Here is a 25,454-nt window from a genome sequence, read left to right as displayed (position 1 = left end):
CATGACAAAGTGGCGCATGGCTTAACCGAATAAGGCAGTTGCGCTTGGCAAGGTTGCACGGCCTCCCTATGTTAGGAATAACCAGTAAAATTGCCGGCCTCGGCGCACTCACAGGACCCTTATGAATCCGAATTATAGAAATTTCGCGCTGTGGGCGATTATCGCGGTTCTCCTCATCGCGCTGTTCAACCTGTTCCAGGCGCCGCAGCAGCGGGGAGCCACGCGCGACATCGCCTATTCGCAGTTCCTGCAGGAGCTGTCGGAGGGGCGCGTCGAGAGCGTCACCATCACCGGCGAACGCATCACCGGCACCTATGTTGACAACCGGACCCCGTTTCAGACTTATTCCCCCGGCGATCCATCGCTGGTCGATCGGCTGGAGCAGCGCGGCGTGACGATCAACGCCAAGCCGGAGACGGACGGCTCCAACTCCATCCTGGGCTACTTCATCTCCTGGCTGCCGATGATCCTGATCCTGGCGGTGTGGATATTCTTCATGCGGCAGATGCAGTCGGGCTCCGGCCGGGCAATGGGTTTCGGCAAGTCCAAGGCGAAGCTTCTGACCGAAGCGCATGGCCGCGTCACCTTCCAGGACGTGGCGGGCGTCGACGAGGCCAAGGAAGACCTGGAAGAAATCGTCGAGTTTCTGCGCGATCCTCAGAAGTTCCAGCGGCTGGGCGGGAAGATCCCGCGCGGCGTGCTGCTCGTCGGCCCTCCAGGAACCGGTAAGACGCTGCTGGCGCGCTCCGTCGCGGGTGAGGCCAACGTGCCTTTCTTCACCATTTCGGGCTCCGACTTCGTCGAGATGTTCGTCGGTGTCGGCGCTTCGCGCGTGCGCGACATGTTCGAGCAGGCGAAGAAGAATGCGCCCTGCATCATCTTCATCGACGAAATCGACGCCGTCGGCCGCCATCGTGGCGCCGGGCTCGGCGGCGGCAATGACGAGCGCGAGCAGACGCTGAACCAGCTTCTGGTCGAGATGGACGGTTTCGAAGCGAACGAGGGCATCATCCTGATCGCCGCCACCAACCGCCCCGACGTGCTGGATCCGGCGCTGCTGCGTCCCGGCCGCTTCGACCGGCAGGTGGTGGTGCCGAACCCGGACGTCGCCGGGCGCGAGAAGATCCTCAAGGTGCATGTGCGCAATGTGCCGCTGGCGCCCAATGTCGATCTCAAGGTCGTGGCGCGCGGCACGCCGGGCTTTTCCGGTGCCGATCTCGCCAACCTGGTCAATGAGGCGGCGCTCATGGCGGCGCGGCGCAACAAGCGTCTGGTCACCATGGCGGAGTTCGAGGACGCCAAGGACAAGGTGATGATGGGCGCCGAGCGGCGCTCGCACGCTATGACCCAGGAGGAGAAGGAACTGACCGCCTTCCATGAGGCCGGACACGCCATCGTGGCGCTGGAAGTGCCGAAGGCCGATCCCCTGCACAAGGCGACGATCATCCCGCGCGGCCGGGCGCTAGGCATGGTCATGCAGTTGCCGGAGGGCGACCGCTACTCCATGAGCTACAAATGGATGATCTCGCGGCTTGCCATCATGATGGGCGGGCGTGTTGCCGAGGAGCTGAAGTTCGGCAAGGAGAACATCACCTCCGGCGCCGCTTCGGACATCGAGCAGGCGACCAAGCTCGCCCGCGCCATGGTGACCCAATGGGGCTTTTCCGACGAGCTCGGCCAGGTCGCCTATGGGGAAAACCAGGAAGAGGTCTTCCTGGGGCATTCAGTGGCACGCCAGCAGAACATGTCGCAGGAGACACAGAAGAAGATCGACAGCGAGGTTCGCCGGCTGATCGACGAGGCCTATGCCACCGCGCGCAACATCCTGACCACCAAGAACAAGGAGTGGGTTGCCATCGCCGAGGGGCTCTTGGAGTACGAGACGCTGTCCGGCGAGGAGATCAAGGCGATCATGCGCGGCGAGAAGCCTTCGCGCGACATGGGCGACGACACGCCGCCCTCTCGTGGCTCAACCGTGCCGAAGGCCGGTGTGCGCAAGGAAGGCAAGAAGGGCGGCGAAGAGCCCGATGCCGGCATGGAGCCTCAGCCGCAAAGCTGAGTTCCTGCAATTCAGAACGACGAGTTTTCGGCGCGCCATGGGGCGCGCCGAAAATCGTTTGAGGGCTGCCGATTCGCCCGGCGGCGCTCAATCGGCATATGTCCGGGAGGGGCAGAGAGCCGCGGCGCGCAACGGTGCGAAACGGCGCATTTTTAACCGTTTTTTAAGCATGGGCGACAATCGCCTGTTTAGTTGAATAGTTTACATACTCTCACATAAAGTGATGCGCGGATGCACCCGGACTTGTGGCAATGAACGATAGGGGACTGTTGCTTTGCGACAAAAATCGAAATCGGTGCGGGCACAAAAAGGCATGTCGAAAAAATATTTTGGAACCGACGGTATTCGAGGTCGGGCCAACAGATTTCCGATGACCGCCGAGGTCGCCATGAAAGTGGGCATGGCGGCCGGACTTTCCTTCCAGAACGGAAATCATCGTCATCGCGTGGTGCTGGGCAAGGATACGCGCCTTTCCGGCTATATGATCGAGAACGCGCTGGTTGCGGGCTTTTGCGCGGCGGGCATGGATGTGTTCCTGCTCGGCCCCATCCCGACGCCGGCCGTGGCCATGCTGGTGCGCTCGCTGCGCGCCGATATAGGCGTGATGATCTCGGCTTCGCACAACCCGTTCCAGGACAACGGCATCAAGCTGTTCGGGCCCGACGGCTACAAGCTTTCCGACAAGATCGAAGGCCGCATCGAGGCGATGCTCGACAAGGAAGTCGAGCTGGCGCTGGCCGACTCCAACATGCTGGGCCGGGCCAAGCGCGTCGACGGCGTCCACGACCGCTATATCGAATTCGCCAAGCGCACCCTGCCTCGCTCCATGTCGCTGTCCGGTTTGCGCATCGTGGTCGATTGCGCCAATGGCGCGGCCTACAAGGTGGCTCCTGCCGCGCTGTGGGAGCTCGGCGCGGAAGTGGTGGCGATCCATGACGAACCCAACGGCCTCAACATCAACGAGGATTGCGGCTCCACCAGCCCGCTCAGCCTGGCAAAGAAAGTGCACGAGGTGCGCGCTGACATAGGCATCGCGCTCGATGGCGACGCGGACCGGGTGGTCATCGTGGACGAGAACGGCAGTGTCGTCGACGGCGATCAGATCATGGCGCTGATCGCCCAGTCGTGGCACGAGAGCAGCCGGCTTTCGGGCGGCGGCGTCGTCGCCACGGTGATGTCCAATCTCGGCCTCGAGCGTTTCCTCGGAGACCGGGGCCTGGCGTTGCATCGCACCAAGGTCGGCGACCGCTACGTGGTGGAACATATGCGCGCCCACGGCCTCAATATCGGCGGCGAGCAGTCTGGCCATGTCATCATGTCGGATTTCTCGACCTCGGGCGACGGCTTGGTGACGGCCCTTCAGGTGCTTGCCTGCATCAAGCGGCAGAACAAGCCGGCCAGCGAGGTGTGCCGCAAGTTTGAGCCGGTGCCGCAGGTCCTGAAGAACGTCCGCACTTCCGGCGGCAGGCCGCTGGAGAGCGAACCGGTCAAGGCCGCGATCTCGGACGCCCAGTCGAAGCTCGGCGACAGCGGCCGGCTGGTCATCCGGCCCTCAGGCACCGAACCGCTCATCCGGGTCATGGCGGAGGGCGACAATCCCGATCTCGTCGAGCGGGTGGTGGACGACATCATCGGCGCCATCTCGGACCAACGCAGCGCGGCCTGACCGCAGGCTTCCGCTTTGCCTCTTGTGCGAGCCTCCGGCCGCCGGCCGGAGCCGTCGTGCGTTAACCACAAGTCTCGAATCAGGGTTAAGCACGATTTAACTTTTTTGGTTCAATCTTATGCATGAATTTCAACCAGGCCGGGACCAAAGGTGCGGCAAGTATTGGGATGGAAATTATGCTGAAGATCTTGAAGCCGCTGCTGGCAACCGCCGCAGTTCTGTTCAGCGGCACTGCCTTTGCCGCTGATTTCTACGAGCCGCCGGTGATCGAAGCGCCACCGCCGCAGATTATCGAGAAGGAAGTGTCGCACGGCGGGTGGTACATCCGCGGCGACGTGGATTATCACTGGTCCAAGCTGCGCGGAACCGAATACATCACCTATGGCTGCTGCACACCCGATCCCGGCTCGGACAGCTTCGACACGACCGACCTGAAGGGCGCGATGTCGCTCGGCGCGGGTGTCGGCTACAAGATGTCCAAATATTTCCGTGCCGATCTTACCGCCGACTACTGGTTCAAATCCGACTTTCGGGGCTCCACCTCGGGCACATGCGGCGGCGTTCCATGCGTGTCGACGGACGCTTCGTCCTATAGCGCGCTGCTGCTTCTGGCCAATGCCTATGTCGATCTCGGCTCCTACCACGGCGTGACGCCCTATGTGGGCGCCGGCCTTGGCGGCGCCTATGTCAAGTGGGATGATCTCGAGAACACCATCGGCGGCACAACCGACGTTCATGGCGGCGCATCCGGCTGGCGTTTCGCCTGGGCCGTGATGGCCGGTGCATCCTACTGTCTCACCAGCAATCTCGAGCTCGACGCGGGCTACCGCTACTCACGCATCGAGGGCGGCAGGATGTTCGAGGAATCGGGCATCGGCGTGGGGCCGGGCTTCGACAAGGGCATCAGCACCCATGAAGCGCGGGCGGGCCTGCGTTATGCCTTCGGCCCCAGCGGCAGCGCGAACTGCGCTCAGCCCGAGATCGTGGCCTATGAGCCACCGGTCTACGAGCCGCCCGTCTACAAGTAGACAGCTTCCGAATTCTGCGAACCGCCCGGCAAAACAGCCGGGCGGTTTTGCTTTGCGTGCAAGCGTTAACTGCGCGCGGAAAACCCGGAACGCGTAAGAATTCGTTAGCCTTAACTCCGGCTTAACCACCATGGTTAACAATGCTCCATAACAGGCGGCGGGGGCGGCTCAAGGCTTCGCCGCATATCGCGGAGTTTTGACCATGCGCCAGCATTCACGTCTCGCTTTCATCGCCGGTACCATCGCACTGGCGACCACCGCGCCGGCATTGGCCGCCGACTACGACCCGCCCATCATTATTGACGACGCGCCGCAGCATGTGCCGGTGGAAATCGGCAGCGGGTGGTATCTGCGGGGGGATGTCGGGTACAGTCTTGAGACGGAGCCGCGTGGAAACGTCGAATACCGCACCTTCAACGGCGTAAGCTATTCCGATAATTCGTTCGACGATACACGCTTGTCCGACGATTTCAGCTATGGCCTCGGCGTCGGCTATTCGTTCACCGACATGATCCGGGCGGACGTTACGCTCGATCGCTTCACGGCCAGCCTTTCAGGCACGACTTCCAGCGCCAGCCCGTGCAGCGGGGCCTTTCCCGCAGCGACCGGATGCCGCTCTGAGGAGGCTTCGGAGATGACCGCCTATTCGGCGCTGGTCAACGGCTATGTCGACCTTGGCACCTTTGTCGGGTTCACGCCCTATGTCGGCGCGGGCGCGGGTTATACCTATGTCCGCTGGGACAACCTGCAGAGCACAACCTATTGCGTAGACGGAGCGGTACTCTGCGGCGGTCCCACGCTCGCCGGTACCTCAACGCATCCCGGCGAATCGGATTGGCGCTTCACCTACGCTTTCATGGCGGGCATGGCCTACGACCTGTCGAACAACATGAAGGTGGATTTGGGCTACCGCTATCGCAAGATCGCCGGCGGCGACATGTTCGGCTGGGACGCCGCCTCGGCCGCTGCGGGTGCCACGGGCGTGCAGGGCCGCGATCAGGGGCTAAGCTCGCACGAGGTCCGCGTGGGCCTGCGGCTGGAACTCTGGTAGACGCCTGTTTCCGACCGGATATTCGAGGGCGGCGCTGGAGCCGCCCTTTGCTTGCTCATCATATTCCGCTTGACGGGGCCGGGGCGAAGCCTTAACCCCGCCCGTGGGCCACCTCTCCCCACCGAGAGGCGTGCTATCTGAGAGGATAGAATATCATGAGCACAATCCCCATGCCGGACAAGCGTCCGGCAAATCCCCATTTTTCATCTGGTCCCTGCGCGAAGCGTCCCGGTTGGTCGCCCGAAGCGCTTTCCGATGCCGCACTCGGCCGTTCTCATCGCGCCAAGATCGGCAAGGAAAAGCTGGCCCGCGCCATCGAAATGACGCGCGAGGTGCTACAGGTTCCCGCGGACTACCGCATAGGCATCGTGCCGGCATCCGACACGGGCGCCGTCGAGATGGCGCTGTGGTCGCTGCTCGGCGAACGCGGCGTGGACATGGTGGCATGGGAGTCCTTCGGCTCGGGCTGGGTCACGGACGTGGTCAAGCAGCTCAAACTGGACGATGTGCGCCGCATCGAGGCAGAATATGGCGCCTTGCCCGATCTTTCTTCCATCGATTTTGGCCGCGACGTGGTGCTCACATGGAACGGCACCACCTCCGGCGTGCGCGTGCCGAACGGCGATTTCATCCCGGCCGACCGCAAGGGCCTGACGATCTGCGACGCCACCTCGGCGGCTTTTGCCCAGCGGCTCGATTTCGACAAGCTCGACGTCGTCACCTTCTCCTGGCAGAAAGTGCTGGGCGGCGAAGCTGCGCACGGCATGCTGATCCTCAGCCCGCGCGCGGTCGAGCGGCTGGAAAGCTATGCGCCGGCATGGCCGCTGCCGAAAATCTTCCGCCTCACCAAGGGCGGGAAGCTGATCGAAGGCGTGTTCAAGGGCGAGACCATCAACACGCCGTCGATGCTGTGCGTCGAAGATTACCTCGATGCTCTCTCCTGGGCGCAATCGGTGGGCGGGCTCGACGGGCTGATCGCCCGAGCCGATGCCAATTTCGCGGCCATCGACGGTTTCGTGCGGAAAAGCGGCTGGCTTGCCCATCTGGCGCAGGATCCGGCCACCCGCTCCAACACCTCCGTGTGCCTGTCCATTGTCGACGATGCGGTCACCGCGCTCGACGCCGATGCCCAGGCGGCTTTCGCCAAGGGCATGGTCAGCCTGCTCGACAAGCAAGGCGTGGCCTACGATATCGGCCATTATCGCGATGCGCCTCCGGGACTTCGCATCTGGGCCGGCGCGACTGTCGAGACCTCCGACATCGAGGCGCTGATGCCTTGGCTGGAGTGGGCCTTCCAGACGCAGAAGGCCGCGCTGCAGAGCGCTTGAGCTTTCCCCGGCAGCGTCCGGAGCAAGTCCAGAAAAGTGGAACCGGTTTTCTGAAAGACTTGCGACAAAACAAGCAGCCGGGGCTGCCCATTCTTTCAAAAATTCAGATGCAAACGGAGGCCGACATGGCACCTCGCGTACTCGTTTCCGACAAGCTTTCGCCCACCGCCGTCGACATCTTCAAGCAATGGGGCATCGACGTCGATTATCAGCCCGACCTGGGCAAGGACAAGGAGAAGCTCCTTTCCGTCATCGACCAGTATGATGGCCTGGCTATCCGCTCGGCGACCAAGGCGACCGAAAAGCTGATTGCCACGGCGACCAACCTCAAGGTTATCGGCCGCGCCGGCATCGGCGTCGACAATGTCGATATCCCGGCTGCCTCGCGCCGCGGCATCATCGTCATGAACACGCCCTTCGGCAATTCCATCACCACGGCCGAGCACGCCATCGCGCTGCTGTTCGCCGTTGCCCGGCAGATACCGGAGGCGAATGCCTCCACCCACGCCGGCAAGTGGGAGAAGAACCGCTTCATGGGCGTGGAGATCACCGGCAAGACGCTTGGCGTCATCGGCTGCGGCAATATAGGCTCGGTCGTTGCCATGCGCGCAATCGGACTGAAAATGCATGTGGTGGCTTTCGACCCGTTCCTGTCGGCCGAGCGGGCTTCGGAGCTGGGCGTCGAGAAGGTGGAACTGGACGAGCTTTTCAAGCGCGCCGACTTCATCACTCTGCACACGCCGCTAACCGACAAGACGCGCGGCATCATCAATGCCGAAGCCATAGAGACGATGAAGGACGGCGTGCGCATCATCAATTGCGCGCGCGGCGGCCTCATCGTGGAGGCGGATCTGGTGGAAGCGCTGAAATCGGGCAAGGTGGCGGGTGCCGGCATCGACGTGTTCGAAACCGAGCCGGCGACAGAGAACGCGCTTTTCAACATGCCGAATGTGGTCTGTACACCGCATCTGGGCGCCTCCACCTCGGAAGCGCAGGAAAATGTGGCGATCCAGGTGGCCGAGCAGATGTCGGACTATCTCGTCAAGGGGGCGGTCACGAACGCCATCAACATGCCGTCGATCTCGGCGGAAGAGGCGCCGCGACTCAAGCCCTTCATCAAGCTTGCCGAAGTGCTGGGCGCTTTCGTGGGGCAGGTCACCGACGAAGCGATCAAGGAAGTCGAGGTGCTGTTTGACGGCGCGACCGCCGAGATGAACACGCGCGCGCTGATTTCGGCCACGCTTGCAGGGCTGATCCGGCCCCAGGTCTCCGACGTGAACATGGTCTCCGCGCCGATCATGGCCAAGGAGCGCGGGGTCATCCTGTCGGAGGTCAAGCGTGACAAATCGGGCGTGTTCGACGGCTATATAAAGCTGACGGTGAAGACCTCCGCCAGGACGCGCTCGATCGCCGGAACGGTGTTTTCCGATGGCAAGCCACGCTTCATCCAGATCAAGGGCATCAATCTCGATGCCGAGGTGGGCGAGCACATGCTCTACACCACCAACTACGATACTCCGGGCATCATCGGTCTGCTCGGCTCGATCTGCGGCAAGCACAATGTCAATATTGCCAACTTCCAGCTCGGCCGCAACCGGCCGGGCGGCGACGCCATCGCACTGCTTTACCTGGATGCGCCGTTTCCCGAAAGCGTGCTCAAGGAGCTGCTGGCGACCGAGCAAATCATCACGGCAAAGCCCTTGAGGTTCGACGTCGGGGCGTAAGACTTGTTACGTCTACGCATCGTGCTTTCCGCAAATCAGAACTGATTTTCGGGCCGATGCTGTGGCCGGCGCTCACGGCGAGAGTTTGAGCGCCGGCTAATCCTTGATTGGAGCGCGCACGCTGGGCACTGATCCGGCCGCCTTGCGCCCGCCGTGCTCGGCCAGCGCGATGCCGCAGAAGACCAACGCGATGGCGACCGCATGGTAGAGGCGGAAGTCCTCGCCCAGAAGCAGGACCGAAAGCAGCGTTCCGAAAATGGGCACGAGATTGACGAAGAGACCGGCCCGGTTGCCGCCGATCAGCTCGTTGCCGCGAATATAAAAGACCTGCGCGAGAATGGACGGGAACAGCGCCGTGTAGGCCGCGATCGCCCAGCCTCGGCCATCCGGCGGAACCATGTTCCCACGGGTGTATTCCCAGGCTAGGAAGGGCAGCGTGGCGACGAAGGCGGAGGAGGCGAGCACGGTGATCATGCTCAGCCAGTGCAGGTCCGGTTTGAAGCGGAGGAACACCGTGTAAATGCCGTAGAACAGCACCGCCAGCAGCATCAGCATGTCGCCGAAATTGATGTCGAGCTCCGCCAGCCGGCTCAGATCGCCATGGCTGGCCGTCAGCGCGATGCCGACGAGCGACAGAGCGAAGCCGACAAGCTGCAGCCACTTCGCGCGCACCCCGAACAGGAGGAAGTTCAGGACGATGATCACCATGGGTATGGCCGCCTGCTCGATCGAGACATTGACTGCGGCCGTATATTGCAGCGCGCTGTAGAATGTGGCGTTGAAAAGGGTGAAGCCGACGCAGCCGAGGGCTGCGAGCAGCGGCAGATTCGCCCTGATGGCCGGCCAGTCGCGGCGGAGCGGTCGCCAGGCGAACGGCGCCAGGACCATCAGGGCCAACACCCAACGCATCGTCGTCAGCATGAAGGGCGATACATGGCCCACGGCCAGCTTGCCCGCCACCGCGTTTCCGCCCCAGAAAAGCGTCGTCATGAGGAGCAGGAGATAGGCTTTGTTGTTCATGAGCCCCGTCGGAAATGAGAAAGCGCGATGGTGAAACCACCTCCCCTCTTATTGAGCCGCGGAGCGCAAGGCAAATAGGGCCAAAATGCCCAATTGTCGCCGCCCAGGCGCAAACAAGGGTCGCGCCTGGGCGAGCTTGACGATATAGAGCACGTTGTTTTCAAGGACCTGCCGGCAAGCTCCGGCGAGAAAGGGAACCATCTATGGCGAATGTAGTGGTCGTCGGCTCGCAATGGGGCGACGAGGGAAAGGGCAAGATCGTCGACTGGCTGTCCGAGCGCGCCGATGTCGTGGCGCGGTTCCAGGGTGGACACAATGCCGGCCACACGCTGGTCATAGACGGGGTCAGCTACAAGCTTTCGCTGCTGCCTTCAGGTGTGGTGCGCGAAGGCAAGTTGTCGGTTATCGGCAATGGCGTCGTCTTCGACCCGCATGCCTTTGTCGCAGAGATCGCGCGGCTTGGTGCGCAGGGCGTCACGATCTCCCCCGCCAATCTGAAGATCGCAGAGAACACGTCGCTCATCCTCTCGCTGCATCGCGAGCTGGATGGTTTCCGCGAGGATGCGGCGTCCAATTCAGACACCAAGATCGGCACCACGCGGCGCGGTATCGGGCCGGCTTATGAGGACAAGGTCGGCCGCCGGTCGATCCGCGCGCTGGACCTTGCCAATATGGAAAGCCTGCCGGCCAAGGTCGACCGGCTCCTGACCCACCATAACGCGCTGAGGCGCGGGCTGGGCCACCCGGAAGTCTCTCATGAGGCGATCATGGAGGAGTTGAGTTCTGTGGCTGACAAGGTGTTGCCCTATGTCGATCGTGTCTGGAAGATACTGGACGATGCACGGCGCGCGGGTCAGCGTATCCTGTTCGAGGGCGCGCAGGGGACTCTGCTCGACATCGACCACGGGACCTATCCGTTCGTGACGTCCTCCAATACCGTCGCCGGACAGGCGGCGACCGGCACGGGCCTCGGCCCGGCGGCGGTCGGCTACGTGCTGGGCATCACCAAGGCCTATACGACCCGCGTCGGCGAGGGGCCGTTTCCGACGGAGCAGGACAACGAGATCGGCGAGTTTCTCGGCACCAAGGGCCACGAGTTCGGCACGGTGACGGGCCGCAAGCGGCGCTGCGGCTGGTTCGATGCGGTGCTGGTGCGCCAGGCGGTCGTGACCAACGGCATGAACGGCATCGCGCTGACCAAGCTCGACGTCCTGGATGGCCTCGACGAGATCAAGGTGTGCACCGGCTATAGGCTGGACGGAAAGGTGATCGACTATCTGCCGGCGAGCCAGGGCGCGCAGACGCGCATCGAGCCGATCTATGAGACGCTCGAGGGATGGAAGGAAACGACACGCGGTGCCCGGCGCTGGAACGACCTGCCTGCCCAGGCGGTCAAGTATGTGCGGCATATCGAGGAGCTCATCGGTGCGCCGGTGGCGATCCTCTCGACCAGCCCGGAGCGCGAGGACGCAATACTTGTGACGGACCCCTTTCAAGACTAGTGTCACCACAATTTTGTGTATGTAGGTAAATAGGTTGGCCTGCCTCAAGACAGGCCTTCAAGACACGGGCAGGGACTTGGGCAGGAGTGGATAGCTAGAGCATGGCGGATTTTGCTGCGGTATTGCGCAAGACGATCGACGCGCTGAAGGAAAACACGCCCGAGATGCGCGCGCGCGTCTATGAAAAGGCGCGGGCCACCATCGACGCCAAGCTGGCCGCTGTCTCTCCGCCTCCCTCCGACGCCCTCGTGCAGCGCCAAAAGCAGGCGCTGGAGGATGCGATCATTGCGGTCGAAAGCGAATATGCGGCCCCCGTTGCGCCGCCGGAGGAAAGCCCGGCCGACGATCTGGAAAGCATTTTCGCGGAGCTGAAGGGCGGAAGGGCCAGGATCGAGCCCGCTGCCGCGACGCACGGTGCACCGCCGGTAGAGCCTGAAGCCGAAGCCGAGCCCGAGAGCGAGGCCTCGCACGCACCCGCCGTTTCCGACGAGAGCCAGACGCCGCCGGGAATGCCCGAAGAAATGTCCGAATACGACGGACCGGAGCAGACCGAACCGCATGCGCCGCTTTCCGATCCGGCCGAACAATATGCCGGCGACATGGAGGAGCCTGCAGCTCAGGACGACGTCCTCCATCACGACGGCGATCCGACCATGCCGGAGCGGGAGGAGGAACCTGTTGCGGCAGCGCCGCCGGCGGCGCGCAGGGGCAACAGCCGCGGGTTCCTCGTCCTCGCCCTCCTTGTCGTGATTCTGGCCGGCACGGCCTTTGCCGCGTGGCAATATCGGGACAATGCGGCGCAACTGGCCGGCTACGCCAATTTCGACGCGATGATGGCCAGCGACAGCGGCGAGGCGGCCTCCGGGCCAGAAACGATCGATCCCGAGGAAGAGGCGCCTCCGGCGGAGCCGGAAGAGACCGCCGCGTCCGGGGAAGCCGTGCCGGACGCCCAGCAGCCGACGAAGTTCACGCAGCGTCTCACGCCCGACGGTGAGGAAATCGACGAAGGGCCGGCAGGCGGCGACGCCGGATTGGGCGAGGGCACGTCGGTGGCCGAAGCCACGCAGCCGGGCAGCGCCGCACTTTCCAATGGCGATGGGGAGGCGGCGGGTGAAACGGCGGACGAACCTGCCGCCGGCGTCCAGAACGACCAGGCGCTTCCCATCGGGCAAAAGGCGATCTTCTACGAAGAGCGTACCAGCGCGGAGCAGGGAACGGCGGGGACCGGAGCCGTAGTGTGGTCGCTGGTCGAGGAATCGCCCGGCGACAATCTGCCGCCGGAACCGGCCATACATGCCGAGGCGACCATCCCCGAGAAGAACATCCAGCTCAAGATGACCATCCGGCGGAACGCGGACCAGTCGCTTCCGGCGAGCCATATCATCGAGCTGATCTTCCTGACGCCACAGAATTTCGCCGGAGGCGGTGTCAAGGAAGTGCTGCGCTTTTCCATGAAGCGCACGGAGCAGGATACGGGCAGCGCATTGATCGGCAGTTCGGCCAAGATCGCCGACGGCTTCTTCCTGGTGGCGCTCAGCGATGCAAGGGCGGACAGGGAGACCAACGCGCTTTTGATGCGGCGGCAGAGCTGGATCGATATACCGATCACCTACACGTCGGGTCGACGCGCATTGATGACGCTGGAAAAAGGCGTTCCGGGCGACCGCATCTTCAACCAGGCGCTGGACGCATGGGCGAGGGCCTCAAGCGCTTCCACCGAATAGCGCAATGGTGGGACGGTGCTGCAAGCGAAAACGCCCGCAAAATGCGGGCGTTTCGGATCCTTCGTGATGACAGCTTGTGACCTGGGCAAGCCTTTTTCGGCGTTGCGCTCAGCCGGCGGCGTGTTCCATCTGGGCCGAACGCGTCGATGCGGCGCGCTGGCGTGCGGTAGCCTGGACGGCCTCCTGAACCTTCTCGAAGGCACGAACCTCGATCTGACGAACGCGCTCACGGCTGATCTCGAACTCACCGGAAAGTTCTTCCAGCGTCAACGGGTCCTCTGAAAGCCGGCGAGCCTCGAAGATGCGGCGTTCGCGATCGTTGAGCACGCCCATGGCCTCGTCCAGCATGGACCGCCGGGATTCCAGCTCGTCCTGTTCGACAAGCATATCCTCCTGGCTCTCATGCTCATCCACCAGCCAATCCTGCCATTCGCCCGATTCGCCCTCGGTCGCGCGGATCGGCGCGTTCAAAGAGGCGTCGCCGGACAAGCGGCGGTTCATGGAGATGACCTCTTCCTCGCTGACATTCAGCCGCGTGGCGATCTCGGTGATCTGCTCGGGCTTCAAGTCGCCTTCCTCAAGCGCCTGGATCTTGCCCTTCACCTTGCGCAGGTTGAAGAACAGGCGCTTCTGGTTGGCCGTGGTGCCCATTTTGACGAGGCTCCACGAGCGCAATATGTATTCCTGGATCGAGGCTTTGATCCACCACATCGCATAGGTGGCCAGTCGGAAACCCCGTTCCGGCTCGAACTTCTTCACGGCCTGCATGAGGCCGACATTCCCTTCGGAGATAACCTCGCCGATGGGCAGGCCATAGCCGCGATAGCCCATCGCGATCTTGGCAACCAGCCGCAAATGACTTGTGACGAGCCGGTGCGCGGCATCGGTGTCGTCATGCTCGCGATAGCGTTTTGCGAGCATGTACTCCTCTTCCGGCTGCAACATCGGAAACCGGCGGACTTCTTCAAGATAACGGGTAAGGCCGCCTTCCCCCGAAACAATGCTCGGTAATGTCTGGGCCATTGAGCACCCTCCTTGTCTAATCATCGCCCCCTATCGCGAAGGCAGGCGGGACGCGCGGCCGCAAAGGCACGCACCGCGCACTATCCTATGTAGGAACAAATTCCGAAAGTTAAAGTTTCGTCATGTCGTCAACAAAAGCGTTACTGTGTGTTGAGCGATACCGACGCCTCTTACTATCACAAAACAGCGAACTTAGCCACGAGTTCCGCCAAATCCGGCGGCATCGGCGCTTCAAACCGCATGATTTTGCCGGTGGCGGGATGGCGGAAAGCGAGCAGCCGGGCGTGCAGCGCCTGGCGCGGAAAGGCTGCAACCATGTCGCCAAGGGGCTGAGGCAGGCGGTTGGCTTTTGTGCGGTATGCGCGGCCATAGGCCGGGTCGCCGATCAGCGGATGGCCGACATGGGCCATGTGAACCCTGATCTGGTGGGTTCTGCCCGTCTCCAGGCGGCATTCCACCAGAGACGCCACCGGGTCGTCTTTGCGTGGACCATAGCGCGACAATACCGCGTAGTGCGTGATGGCCTGCCTTGCATCCACGCGGCCGGCCGGCACCACTGCGCGCTGGGTCCGATCTTTCGGGTCGCGGCCGAGCGGCGCGTCGATCTTTCCCGAAAGCCTTTTCGGCGCGCCCCAGACCAGAGCGACATAGGCGCGCTCAAGATCGCCGTTGCGCCCGTGATCGGCGAATGCCTCGGCAAGGGCGCGGTGCGCGCGGTCGGTCTTGGCAACCACCATAACGCCGCTTGTCTCCCGGTCGAGCCGGTGGACGATGCCGGGACGCTTCACGCCGCCGATGCCCGAGAGGGTGTCGCCGCAATGATGGATGAGGGCGTTGACCAGCGTTCCGGTCCAGTTGCCCGCGCCGGGGTGGACCACAAGCCCGGCGGGCTTGTTGATGACGATCAGCTCGCTATCCTCGTGGAGAATATCGAGTGCAATGGCTTCACCTTCGGGTTCGGGAGGCTCGGGCTCCGGCAGCGTGAGCAGGTAGCGCCGGCCTGGAACGACCTTCGCCTTGGGCTCCATCAGGATCGCGCCGTCCGCCGTGACGGCGCCGGCCCGGATGAGGGCCTGCACGCGGCTGCGAGACAGGGCGGGCGCAAGGCTGGCGGCCAGCCATTGGTCAAGCCGCTTGCCCTCATCCTCGCCGGCGGCGACGAGCTCTTTCAATTCAGCGCCCGCTTCGCTATCAGGATCGCTCATTTTTCCTCTCTCGAAGACAGGGCACGCATGGCCAAGCCGACGCTCAACGAAAACCAGGACGAAGCGCCGCTGGACCCGGCGGCAGAGCGTGTTCGGCGGAAGCTCGTGCGCTTCATGGGCATCAATCTGGCCATTCTGTTCGCAGCGGTTATGGCGGTGGTGCTCGCACTTGTCTACCGTTCGCTCACCCCCAAGCCCGCTGAGCCGCAAACGGTTTCGCCGCTCGTGCCGGGCGATATCCTGTCAGGCGAGGTCGCCATCCCTGCCGGTGCCCGCATCGTTTCCCACACGTTGTCTGGCAACCGCCTGTCGCTGCTTTTGCGGCTTGGCGACGGCGGCAGCCAGATCGTCGTCTACGATATGGCTTCAGGCGAGCCGGCGGCCCGGATCGCCATATCCGAGGAAGGGCAGTGACCCCAAAGCGGCATATTGGCCTCGTCGCCCTTGTCGTGCGCGATTATGACGAGGCAATCGCCTGGTATTGCGGCAAGCTCGGCTTCGTTCTCAAGGAGGATACGACGCTCGGCGAAGGAAAGCGCTGGGTCGTCCTTTCGACTGGCGGCAGCGAGGCGGCGACCAGCCTGCTTCTGGCACGTGCGCAAGGTGCGGATCAATTCGCCGCTGTCGGCAATCAAAGCGGCGGGCGCGTTTTTCTGTTTCTCGCCACGGACGATTTTGCCCGCGACCACGCCGCGTTCGTTGCCAAGGGAGTGCATTTCGAGGAGCCGCCAAGGGCTGAAACCTATGGCAAAGTCGCTGTCTTTCGCGACCTCTACGGGAACCGCTGGGACCTGATCGAACCGGCCGTGCCCACAGATTGAGCCGTCATTCGCGGAAGGCTGTTGCATTTGTCTGCGATCGCGATTATATCGCGGCCTTCAAGACGCTCCCATCGTCTAGCGGTCAGGACGCCGCCCTCTCACGGCGGAAACAGGGGTTCGATTCCCCTTGGGAGTACCATTTTCTTCCGGGCCTCAGCGTCGCCTCTCCAAAAGCATCAGATACCGGTCAAATAGGCTTTCTTTGGATGCCGCTGCTTTCCGCGTCGCGTTGAGCCGCTTGTGCCTCCTTGCCCTTCTTGCGCGGCTGGGCAAAACTGTGGCTGCGGGAGGCTGGTTCAGCCAATGGAGAAGGCTCTTGATGATGCGGAAGATGGTTATCGTCGCGGCTGCTGTCGTTGCATTGGGTGGTTGTACGACCACCGAAAAGGATGTCGGCGTAGGCGCTGCTGCCGGCGCCGTTATCGGTGGTATCGCGGACGGCGGACGGGGAGCCCTGATTGGCGCCGGAGCCGGAGCACTCGGAGGCCTGCTGGTTCGCAATCTGCGCAATGGCTACTGCGAGTATCGCGACCGGCATGGACGCATATACAGGGCCCGCTGCAGATGATGTGAGCGGGCACTACCGGGCGACCGACGAGCCGCGGCCTGTCTTCGGCTCCCGGCCGACGGCTGATTTCCAGCGTTAACCTTAGCCAAACGTTAAGCCTTACCCGCCATTGTCGGCCCATATGTGCAGTGGGGGCATGGTGGTGGAAAGCGGGGAGCCGATCTCCAAACGGCATGGAGAGGCAGCGGCCAGGGGCGAACGCAGGGATGGCATGCCGCGTTCGGCCATGGAGCCAAACCATTTTCCCGACTCGGTTCATGTCGAGCTCTCGGGGATGGTGGCGCACTGGTATTGGGAATGCGATGCCGAGCTGAAGCTGACATGGCTGTCGCCGGGATTCGCGGAACATACCGGCATTGATGCCGAACGGATAATCGGCCGGTCGCGCTTCGACGTCGTGAAGGTGGTCACGGAATCTGGATTCGACACGGCAGCGCATCATGGTGCGGTCGCGGCGCGCGAGGCCTTTTGCGACCGGCTGTTCGAGATGCAGGGTGGCGGGGGCCAGCGGCTGTGGGTCTCCGTCAGCGGCGTTCCCAAGCATGACGAGAAGGGAAACTTCCGCGGCTACAGGGGATTTGGGCGCGCTCTGACGCGGCTTCTTTCATTTGCCGACGAACTCAAGGCTGCGCGGCGTGATCTCAGCCTGCGCGAGATCCGCGAAAGTACCCTGAAGGAAGGCCTGTCCGACAACCAGCATTTCGAGCGGCTCTGGTCCGCGCTGGAGGCCACCAATGAAGCCTTCGCCTGTTATGACAGCGATGACCGGCTCGTCGTCTACAACAAGGCGCTGGTGGAAATGTATGCCGGGCTGGAAGACGTCATCCGCCCCGGCGTGTCGTTCGCGGCGCTGATACATAGCGGCCTTGAGCGGGATCTCTGGGATACGGGGGATATCGAGAAGCGGGAATGGGCCGAGCAGATCCTGAAGATCCGGGCAGCGAGGGGCGGGACAGAAAGCGTGATCGCCTTTCGTGACGGCCGCTTCGTCCTTCATCGGGAGCAGAGGGCCGAGGACGGGGGCACCGTCAGCATCTGTACCGACGTCACGGCCATCAAGCGGCACGAGAAGGCGCTGGAAGCCGCGCGCCAGGAAGCCGAAACCGCCCGCATGCGGCTGCAATCCGCGATCGAGGCGCTGGATGACGGCTTCGTGCTTTGGGATGCCGACGGCCGGCTCGTCGCCTGCAACGGTGCCTTTCGCGGCCAGTTCGCCGATATTTGCGACTTTACCCCCGGACGGTCACACAGGGAGCTGTTGAGCGAGTTTGCCCATTCCGGGTTGGTCGAGGACGCGAAGGGGCGCGAGGCCGAATGGGTCGAGGAACGCTGCGCCGCGCGAGACGCGGAAGTGGGCGAGAGTTTCGTCTTCGAAACCCATGATGGCCGCTGGATTCGTCGCCGCGACCAGTTGACGGCAGCCGGAGACCGGGTGGGAATCCGCGCCGACATATCCGAACGTGTGCGGCGTGAGGCCGACCTTGCCAAGGCCAAGGAGGAGGCGGAACTGGCGCTCTCCGATCTCAGGCGCACCGTCGACAGCATGCGCATAGGCGTGGTGGTGGTCGAGGCCGACATGACGGCGTCCATCGTCAACAAGGCCTGTATCGATCTGTGGGACTACCCGGTGGATGAGCCGGTAGAAGGCCGCTCGATCATCGATCTTTTTGAAGCCGATCGCGCCAACGGGATGTATGATTTCTCCGACGCCGAATGGCAAGTCTATCTAAGCCAGCGCCTGGAGGAAATCCGCGCCGGCGCCTGCGAACCTCGCGAAATCTCCCTCGTGAACGGCCGCACGCTTATCTTCACGTCAACGCCGCTGTCGCGCGGTCGGCGTATGCTGACCTACTACGACGTCACGGAGATGAAATCGCGCGAGGAAGAGCTGGCGAATGCGCTGGAGCGTTCCAAGCTCGCACAGGCCGTCATCGACAGCCTGGCAAGTCCGATCTTCGTGAAGGATGCCGATCTCAGGTTCGTGCTCGCCAACCAGGCCTTCGCCGAAATTCTCGGAGCCGAGCCAGGCGAAATGATCGGCAAGAAGGCCATCGATTTCACGTCGGCCGAAGAGGCCGCATCGTTCGAAGCCAATGAGCGCGAGGTCCTGGAAACTGGCCAGGACTATGAGGTGGCGGAGGACTTCGAGCTGTCGGGTGCCGCCGGAACCCGAATGGTCCGCAAGAACCGCGTCAGCACGGCGTCGGGAAACCATTACCTGGCCTGCACCATATTCGACGTCTCCGATCTCAAACGCCGCGAAAGGGACGCGGAGGAGGCGCGGCGGCAGCTGGCCAATGTGCTGGATACGCTGCCGGCGGGCGTCGTCATCTATGACCGGGACGACCGGTTCGTGCTGGCGAACCGCAAGATCCACGACGCCCTGCCCAAGCTGGTTCCGGCCATGAAGCCGGGCGCGCCGCTCCGCGAGGCGCTGACGCTCGGGCACGAGGCCGGCTATTTCCGGGAGAGCGGCGATCAAGCGCTCGACAGCCTCTACGATACGCATCCGGAAGCCTGGATGGAAGGCTATCTGGGGCGTTACAGGGCAAAATCCAACGTCTTCGAAAGACGCAATCCTGACGGCCGGTGGTTCAAGGTCTTCGACACGCGGCGGGAAGACGGCACCTTCATCGGCGTTCGGGTCGACATCACCGAACTGAAGGAACGTGAGCACCAACTCAGCGAAAGCATGCGGGAAAACGAGGTTTTCCGAAACCTGATCGACAACGTTCCCGTCGCCATCTATGCCAAGAAGCCGGATTTGAAGCTGTCCTACGTGAACAAGGGCTGGTCGGACCTGGTGGGAATCAAGCCCGAGGACGCGCTCGGCAGGACGGACGTGGAAATATTCGGCGCCCAGGGCCAGGCTTTCCAGGAGAGCGACCTTGCGGTCATGCGCAGCGGAAGCTCGCTGGAAATAGAGGAAACGCGGCAGGACGCGGCGGGAAACACCCGCTACCAGATCGCTCGCAAGGATGCGCTCGTGGCGTCGGACGGCTCACTCTATCTGATCGGCTCGACGACGGATGTGACGGAATTGAAGCGGCGCGAGCACGAACTGCGCATCGCCCAGGAGAAGGCGGTGCTGGCCGACCGCGCCAAATCCGAGTTTCTTGCCAATATGAGCCACGAGATCAGAACGCCAATGAACGGCGTGCTGGGCATGGCGGAACTGCTTGCCAAGACGGAACTGACAGCCAAGCAGAAGACATTCTCCGAGATCATCCTGAAGTCCGGCAGCGCGCTGCTGACGATCATCAACGACATCCTCGATTTCTCAAAGATCGACGCCGGCCAGATGGTGCTCGACGCGAGTCCGTTCAGGCTAGCCGAGGCCATCGAGGACGTGGCAACGTTGATGTCATCGCGCGCCAAGGAAAAGGATCTGGAACTCATCGTGCATGTGGCGCCGGCATTGCCGCCGCGGCTGGTGGGGGATGTGGGCAGGTTGCGCCAGATCGTGACCAATCTGGTCGGCAATGCCGTCAAATTCACGGAAAGCGGCCATGTGCTCGTCGACGTCACCGGCTCCGAGGCGCACGGCGATGTCGATCTCCATGTAAGGGTGCAGGATACCGGCATCGGCATCCCGGCAGACAAGATGGACCTCGTCTTCGACAAGTTCAGCCAGGTTGACGCCTCCTCGACCCGGCGCCACGAGGGGACGGGCCTTGGGCTTGCCATAACGTCGCGGCTCGTCGACCTGATGGGCGGCGAGATAGGCGTCGAAAGCAGGGAAGGAGAGGGCTCGACCTTCTGGTTCTCGATTACGCTGCCGAGGGCCGAGGATGATGTGAAGCAGGCAGTGCTGCCGGCCGACGTCACCGGCGCCCGGGTACTGATCATCGACGATAATGCGATCAACCGTCTTATCCTGGCGGAGCAGATGGCGCACTGGGGATTTGACTCCTGCGCGGCGGCCAACGGCCAAGAGGGGCTCAAAGTGCTGCGAGCGGCGCAGGGCCTGGGCATAGAAGTCGACTGCGTGGTGCTCGATTACCAGATGCCGGGCATGAGTGGGGTGGACGTTGCCCGCGCCGTGCGGGCGGACCCGGCGCTGGCCGAGACGCCGCTTGTCCTGTTGACGTCGGTCGATTACTCGACCTCGGTTCTGGGCTCGCGGGATCTTGCGTTCGAAGCGCAACTGATCAAGCCGGCGCGCTCTCAGTTGCTGCTCCATTCGGTGGTCGAAGCGATACAGCGAAGACGGGCCCTTGAAGGCCTGGCATCTTCCGTCTTCGCGCCTGCCTCGGACACCGACGTCCAGGTACCTGCGGCGCAGGCGAGAGCGCCTTTGGAGCCGGCCGAGGAGGTGCGGTCGAGCGCAGGCCGTTGCGACGACAACGGGCACGGGATCGATATTCTGGTTGCCGAGGACAATGAGGTGAACCAGCTCGTGTTCAGTCAGATACTCGGGGAAACGCGGCTTACCTTCGAAATCGTCAACAATGGCCGCGAGGCCGTCGAGAACTTTGCCCGGCTCAATCCCCGGATCATCCTGATGGATGTTTCGATGCCAGAAATGAACGGGCTAGAAGCGACAGCCGCCATCCGCGGCACCGAGGCCGGCGGCAGCCGCATTCCGATCATCGGCGTTACCGCCCATGCCTTGAAGGGGGATCGGGAGCGCTGCCTTGAGGCAGGCATGGACGATTACCTTTCCAAGCCGATCAGCCCGAAGGCGCTTCTGGAGAAGATCGACCGCTGGTCGGAAGACAGACGCCTCGCTGGCGCGGCAGCACGATAGACGGCTTCATTTTATTGTTCGATGAATCGATGAGCTCGGCCGAATGGCAGATCGAACTGCGGAAACCATGATCGTTCGCATCTTAATCGCTGCGACACATAAGTGTCATCGAACTGTTACACAGGCCCTTTAAGGCACTCCTCGTCGCCCCATATCGGCGTCATATCGAATTCCGAACAGGGAGTTGCCCAATGCAGAAAATCCTTCTCACGGCGTCCGTTGCGGCCCTTGCCGCTGCGATGTCCGCCGGCGCCGCTCAGGCGCGCGACCAGATCCGCATCGTCGGCTCGTCGACCGTGTTCCCATACACGCAGGCGGTGGCCGAAGAATTCGGCAACACCGGCGGTTTCGCAGCGCCAGTGACCGAATCGACCGGCACAGGCGGCGGCATGCAGATCTTCTGCGGCGGCGTCGGCGTCGACCATCCCGACATCACCGGCGCTTCGCGCGCCATGAAGGAGGGCGAATACAAGCTCTGCCTCGAAAACGGCGTTGAGAGCATCACCGAGGTGCAGATCGGCTCTGACGGCCTGTCCATCGCCCATTCCGTCGATGCCGCCGATCTCGACCTTTCCAAGGCGCAGATCTTCCAGGCGCTCGCCGCAGAGGTGGAAGTGGACGGCGAAGTCGTCGCCAATCCCTACACCCGCTGGAACGAGATCGATCCGTCGCTGCCCGACACCGAAATCACCGTTTTCGGTCCGCCGCCCACCTCCGGCACGCGCGACGCTTTCGTCGAGCTGGTGATGGAAGAGGGCTGCGAGGAGTTTCCGGCTATCGAGGCACTGGAAGGCGACCGCAAGGATGAAGTCTGCCAGCGCATGCGCACGGACGGCCCGTTCGTCGAAGCCGGCGAGAACGACAATCTGATCGTCCAGCGCCTGCAGGCCGATACGAACGCCCTCGGCATCTTCGGCTACTCCTTCCTCTACGAGAACCAGGACACGCTGAAGGCGGTGGCTGTTGACGGCGTCAAGCCGACGCCGGAGACCATTGCCGACGAGAGCTATGCGGTTTCGCGGCCGCTGTTCTTCTACGTGAAGAACGCGCATCGCGGCGTCATTCCCGGACTCCAGGAGTTCGTGGAAGAGTATGTGTCGGAGGAGGCCATGGGCCCCGGCGGGTATCTTTCGGAGCGCGGCCTGATCCCGCTTTCCGACGAGCGTCGCGCCGAGGTTCGCGAAGCTGCCATCGCTGGCAAGAACCTTACGCGTTACACTCAGTAATCGCCATGCCGATAGCGCGCCGCGGGGAGCACTCCGCGCGGCGCGCTCCAACTTGAACGCAGCCAAGGATGCAGACGGCCGTGACCGGATATTTGTTTCTCGCCATCCTCGCGCTGTCGCTCGTCGCCTTTTATGTCGGGCGGTCGACAGCCAACAGGTTCGTTGCGGCCCATGGAGCGGAGGTTCATTCCCGACCGCTCTATCATGGCGCCTTCGCTGCGGTCTGGGTGGGGTTGCCCGCCCTGATACTTGTCGTCCTGTGGCTGCTTTCCCAGGACGGCGTCATCGATCGTCTCATCCTCGCGTCGCTGCCGTCGAGCCTGACCGAAGGAGCCTCGACGTCGCAGCTTTCGCTTTATCTCAGTGAAATCAAGAACGTGGCCTCCGGGCGCATCTTTAGCGAACCCTCTCCCGAAATACGCGCCGCCGCCGAACGGTATCAGAGATGGCATGCCATCGCCGGCTGGGCAATGGTCGTCGTGGCGCTGTCCGTTTCCACCATTGCGCTCTATCTGGCACGCGTGCGCATGGCGCCGAAGTTCCGCGCGCGGCAGAATTTCGAACGGGCGCTCGATATCATCATGATCACGTCGGCCGTCGTGGCGATCCTGGTGACGATCGGCATCATCGTATCGCTGACCTACGAAGCGCTCCAGTTCTTCATGCTGGTGCCGCCGCAGGAGTTCTTCTTCGGGCTCAATTGGGAGCCGCAGATCGCCATCCGCGAGGATCAGGTGGCCGGAACGGGCGCTTTCGGCGCCGTGCCGGTGTTCACGGGAACATTGCTTATCGCGGCCATCGCTCTCATCGTCGCCGTGCCGATCGGACTCTTGTCAGCCCTTTACCTGGTCGAATTCGCGAGCGAGCGTTTCCGTGGGATCGTCAAGCCGATCCTCGAAATCCTCGCCGGTGTGCCGACGGTAGTCTACGGCTTCTTCGCCATTCTTACCGTCGCTCCCGCGATCCGCGAAGCCGGCAGCCTCATCGGTCTCTCCATCTCGCCGAACAGTGCCCTGGCGGCGGGCGGCGTCATGGGCATCATGATCCTGCCCTTCATTTCCTCGCTGTCGGACGATGCGCTGCGTGCCGTGCCGCAATCGATGCGTGACGGCTCCTTCGCGCTGGGCGCGACGCGGGCGGAAACGATCACGCGCGTGCTTCTACCCGCGGCGCTTCCGGGCATCGTGGGCGGTGTTCTGCTGGCCGCCAGCCGCGCCATCGGGGAGACTATGATCGTCGTCATGGCCGCCGGCCTCACCGCCACGCTGACGGCCAATCCGCTGGACGGCGTGACCACGGTTACCGTGCAGATCGTCACGCTGCTGATCGGCGACACCTCCTTCGACAATCCGAAGACGCTGTCGGCTTTCGCTCTCGGGCTCGTGCTGTTCGTCTCGACGCTGTGCCTGAACGTCCTCGCTCTGCGCATTGTGCGCCGCTACCGCGAGAAATATGAGTAGACCCATGTCCGAAAACACATTGACGACGCCCAAACCATTCGACTGGTCCTCACCGGAAGCCGCGGCAATCCGCAAGCGCCGGTATGCCGCCGACCGCCGCCTTCGGCTCTACGGTCTGGCCTCCATCATCACGGCCATCGGGCTGCTTGGCATCCTGATAGCGTCGCTGATCATCACGGGGCATACGGCCTTTGTGCAGACCCATATCGCGGTCGAGTTCACCGTCGATCCGGAGAACGTGCCGGCGGATGACCCGGCAAGCGGCAACTTCCGCGCCGTCGTCGCCGATGCGGCGCAGAAGCTGTTTCCCGATGTCGATGACGCAGCCGAACAGCGCGTGGCCTCGCGCATCCTGTCGAACGGGACGCCCAACATCCTGCGCGACTACGTGGTCGCTAACCCGGAGATCATTGGACAGACCATTACGCTCAAGGTGCCGGCGTCCGATCCCTTCGATCAGCTCAACAAGGGCGTGATCGACCGCGATCTGCCGGAAGACCGCCGCCGCGTTTCGGACACGGAAATCGCGCTGTTCGAGACGTTGGAGGAGCGAGGGCTTGTCACTACGCCCTTTAATTGGGGCCTGTTCTTGAACGCCGACAGCCGCTTCCCGGAGCTCGCGGGCCTGGCCGGCGCCATCACCGGCTCGTTCTATGCCCTTCTCGTCTGCTTTGTCATTTCGTTTCCTCTCGGTATTGCCGCCGCGATTTATCTTGAAGAGTTCGCGCCCAGGAACCGCTGGACCGACCTTGTAGAAGTCAACATCAACAATCTGGCGGCGGTGCCGTCGATCGTATTCGGGCTTCTGGGCCTGGCGGTCTTCATCCAGATCTTCGGCCTGCCGCGTTCGGCGCCGCTTGTGGGCGGCCTTGTCCTTGCGCTGATGACGCTGCCGACGATGATCATTGTCACCCGGGCGGCACTCAAATCGATACCGCCGTCCATCCGTGAAGCCGCGCTGGGCGTTGGCGCTTCCAAGCACGAGGTCATTCTGCATCATGTGCTGCCACTAGCCGTGCCCGGCATCCTGACGGGCACGATCATCGGCCTGGCGCAGGCGCTGGGCGAGACCGCGCCATTGCTTCTGATCGGCATGAACGCCTTTTTGACTTCGCCGCCCGGTGGTATCATGGATCCGGCGACAGCCTTGCCGACGCAGATATTCATATGGGCGGACAGCCCCGAGCGTGGTTTCGTCTCGCGTACGTCGGCCGCGATCCTCGTGCTGCTGGGCTTCCTGATTTTCATGAACGCGTTCGCGATCTATCTGCGGCAACGCTTTGAACGTCGCTGGTGACG

Annotated in this window: 19 protein-coding genes and 1 tRNA gene; 17 read left to right on the top strand and 3 right to left on the bottom strand. The window is 62.9% G+C overall.

The genetic code is table 11. The features are described from left to right. The first annotated feature begins 121 nt into the window (after positions 1-121). The 7 genes from ftsH to serA all read left to right on the top strand — a co-directional run bounded on the left by ftsH (position 122) and on the right by serA (position 8,856). Positions 122-2,059: an ATP-dependent zinc metalloprotease FtsH gene (gene ftsH / locus NTH_RS08415; RefSeq protein ID WP_338529600.1), complete on the top strand. Its 1,938-nt coding sequence runs from the start codon at positions 122-124 to the stop codon at positions 2,057-2,059. Next, positions 2,028-2,255 carry a hypothetical protein gene (locus tag NTH_RS08410; RefSeq protein ID WP_338531975.1) on the top strand — a complete coding sequence of 76 codons (228 nt, stop codon included), beginning with the start codon at positions 2,028-2,030 and terminating at the stop codon, positions 2,253-2,255. Before ftsH ends, NTH_RS08410 begins: the two co-directional genes overlap by 32 nt. Before the next feature lie 117 nt (positions 2,256-2,372). Next, on the top strand, positions 2,373-3,725 hold the full coding sequence (glmM, locus tag NTH_RS08405) for a phosphoglucosamine mutase (protein WP_338529599.1): 1,353 nt from the start codon (positions 2,373-2,375) through the stop codon (positions 3,723-3,725). Positions 3,726-3,901: 176 nt separating this feature from the next. Beyond that, entirely contained in the window at positions 3,902-4,753 is an 852-nt protein-coding gene (locus tag NTH_RS08400) for an outer membrane protein (protein ID WP_338529598.1), read from the top strand. Positions 4,754-4,955: 202 nt separating this feature from the next. Beyond that, entirely contained in the window at positions 4,956-5,804 is an 849-nt protein-coding gene (locus tag NTH_RS08395; RefSeq protein ID WP_338529597.1) for an outer membrane protein, read from the top strand. Between the two features lie 155 nt (positions 5,805-5,959). Next, positions 5,960-7,132 carry a phosphoserine transaminase gene (locus tag NTH_RS08390; protein WP_338529596.1) on the top strand — a complete coding sequence of 391 codons (1,173 nt, stop codon included), beginning with the start codon at positions 5,960-5,962 and terminating at the stop codon, positions 7,130-7,132. Between the two features lie 125 nt (positions 7,133-7,257). After that, positions 7,258-8,856 (top strand): phosphoglycerate dehydrogenase, encoded by a 1,599-nt coding sequence (gene serA, locus NTH_RS08385; protein ID WP_338529595.1) that lies wholly within the window; start codon positions 7,258-7,260, stop codon positions 8,854-8,856. A gap of 96 nt (positions 8,857-8,952) precedes the next feature. Here serA and NTH_RS08380 read toward each other — a convergent pair whose 3' ends face one another. Next, positions 8,953-9,876: a DMT family transporter gene (locus NTH_RS08380; RefSeq protein WP_338529594.1), complete on the bottom strand. Its 924-nt coding sequence runs from the start codon at positions 9,874-9,876 to the stop codon at positions 8,953-8,955. A 203-nt stretch (positions 9,877-10,079) separates the two neighbouring features. Between NTH_RS08380 and NTH_RS08375 the strand changes: the two genes are divergently transcribed. Both NTH_RS08375 and NTH_RS08370 read left to right on the top strand, forming a co-directional pair. Next, positions 10,080-11,378 carry an adenylosuccinate synthase gene (locus NTH_RS08375; RefSeq protein WP_338529593.1) on the top strand — a complete coding sequence of 433 codons (1,299 nt, stop codon included), beginning with the start codon at positions 10,080-10,082 and terminating at the stop codon, positions 11,376-11,378. 101 nt (positions 11,379-11,479) lie between these two features. Beyond that, positions 11,480-13,102: a hypothetical protein gene (locus NTH_RS08370; protein WP_338529592.1), complete on the top strand. Its 1,623-nt coding sequence runs from the start codon at positions 11,480-11,482 to the stop codon at positions 13,100-13,102. Positions 13,103-13,210: 108 nt separating this feature from the next. Here NTH_RS08370 and rpoH read toward each other — a convergent pair whose 3' ends face one another. Then, complete coding sequence (gene rpoH / locus NTH_RS08365) at positions 13,211-14,125, bottom strand: RNA polymerase sigma factor RpoH (RefSeq protein ID WP_338529591.1); 915 nt, start codon at positions 14,123-14,125, stop codon at positions 13,211-13,213. A gap of 176 nt (positions 14,126-14,301) precedes the next feature. Next, a complete protein-coding gene (locus tag NTH_RS08360; RefSeq protein ID WP_338529590.1) occupies positions 14,302-15,330 on the bottom strand; it encodes an RluA family pseudouridine synthase in 1,029 nt (342 codons plus the stop codon). 27 nt (positions 15,331-15,357) lie between these two features. Between NTH_RS08360 and NTH_RS08355 the strand changes: the two genes are divergently transcribed. The 8 genes from NTH_RS08355 (at position 15,358) to pstA (ending at position 25,452) form a co-directional block, all read left to right on the top strand. Next, entirely contained in the window at positions 15,358-15,744 is a 387-nt protein-coding gene (locus NTH_RS08355; protein ID WP_338529589.1) for a fimbrial protein, read from the top strand. Next, positions 15,741-16,151, top strand: a complete 411-nt coding sequence (locus tag NTH_RS08350; protein WP_338529588.1) for a VOC family protein — start codon at positions 15,741-15,743, stop codon at positions 16,149-16,151. Before NTH_RS08355 ends, NTH_RS08350 begins: the two co-directional genes overlap by 4 nt. 64 nt (positions 16,152-16,215) lie before the next feature. Next, a tRNA-Glu gene (locus NTH_RS08345) sits at positions 16,216-16,290 on the top strand. Positions 16,291-16,473: 183 nt separating this feature from the next. Further along, positions 16,474-16,719, top strand: coding sequence for a YMGG-like glycine zipper-containing protein (locus NTH_RS08340; protein ID WP_338531838.1), 246 nt, complete (start codon positions 16,474-16,476; stop codon positions 16,717-16,719). 136 nt (positions 16,720-16,855) lie between these two features. Further along, positions 16,856-21,469 carry a PAS-domain containing protein gene (locus tag NTH_RS08335; protein ID WP_338529587.1) on the top strand — a complete coding sequence of 1,538 codons (4,614 nt, stop codon included), beginning with the start codon at positions 16,856-16,858 and terminating at the stop codon, positions 21,467-21,469. 191 nt (positions 21,470-21,660) lie between these two features. Continuing rightward, a complete protein-coding gene (locus tag NTH_RS08330; protein WP_338529586.1) occupies positions 21,661-22,695 on the top strand; it encodes a PstS family phosphate ABC transporter substrate-binding protein in 1,035 nt (344 codons plus the stop codon). Between the two features lie 80 nt (positions 22,696-22,775). Further along, positions 22,776-24,155, top strand: coding sequence for a phosphate ABC transporter permease subunit PstC (pstC, locus tag NTH_RS08325; RefSeq protein WP_338529585.1), 1,380 nt, complete (start codon positions 22,776-22,778; stop codon positions 24,153-24,155). Positions 24,156-24,159: 4 nt separating this feature from the next. Next, entirely contained in the window at positions 24,160-25,452 is a 1,293-nt protein-coding gene (gene pstA, locus NTH_RS08320; protein ID WP_338529584.1) for a phosphate ABC transporter permease PstA, read from the top strand. The last annotated feature ends 2 nt before the right edge of the window (positions 25,453-25,454 follow it).

It is taken from the genome of Nitratireductor thuwali, assembly GCF_036621415.1.
GTDB classification, from domain to species: domain Bacteria; phylum Pseudomonadota; class Alphaproteobacteria; order Rhizobiales; family Rhizobiaceae; genus Chelativorans; species Chelativorans thuwali.
Note: the sequence above shows the minus strand (reverse complement) of the source record. Positions and strands in the feature narration are given on the sequence as shown.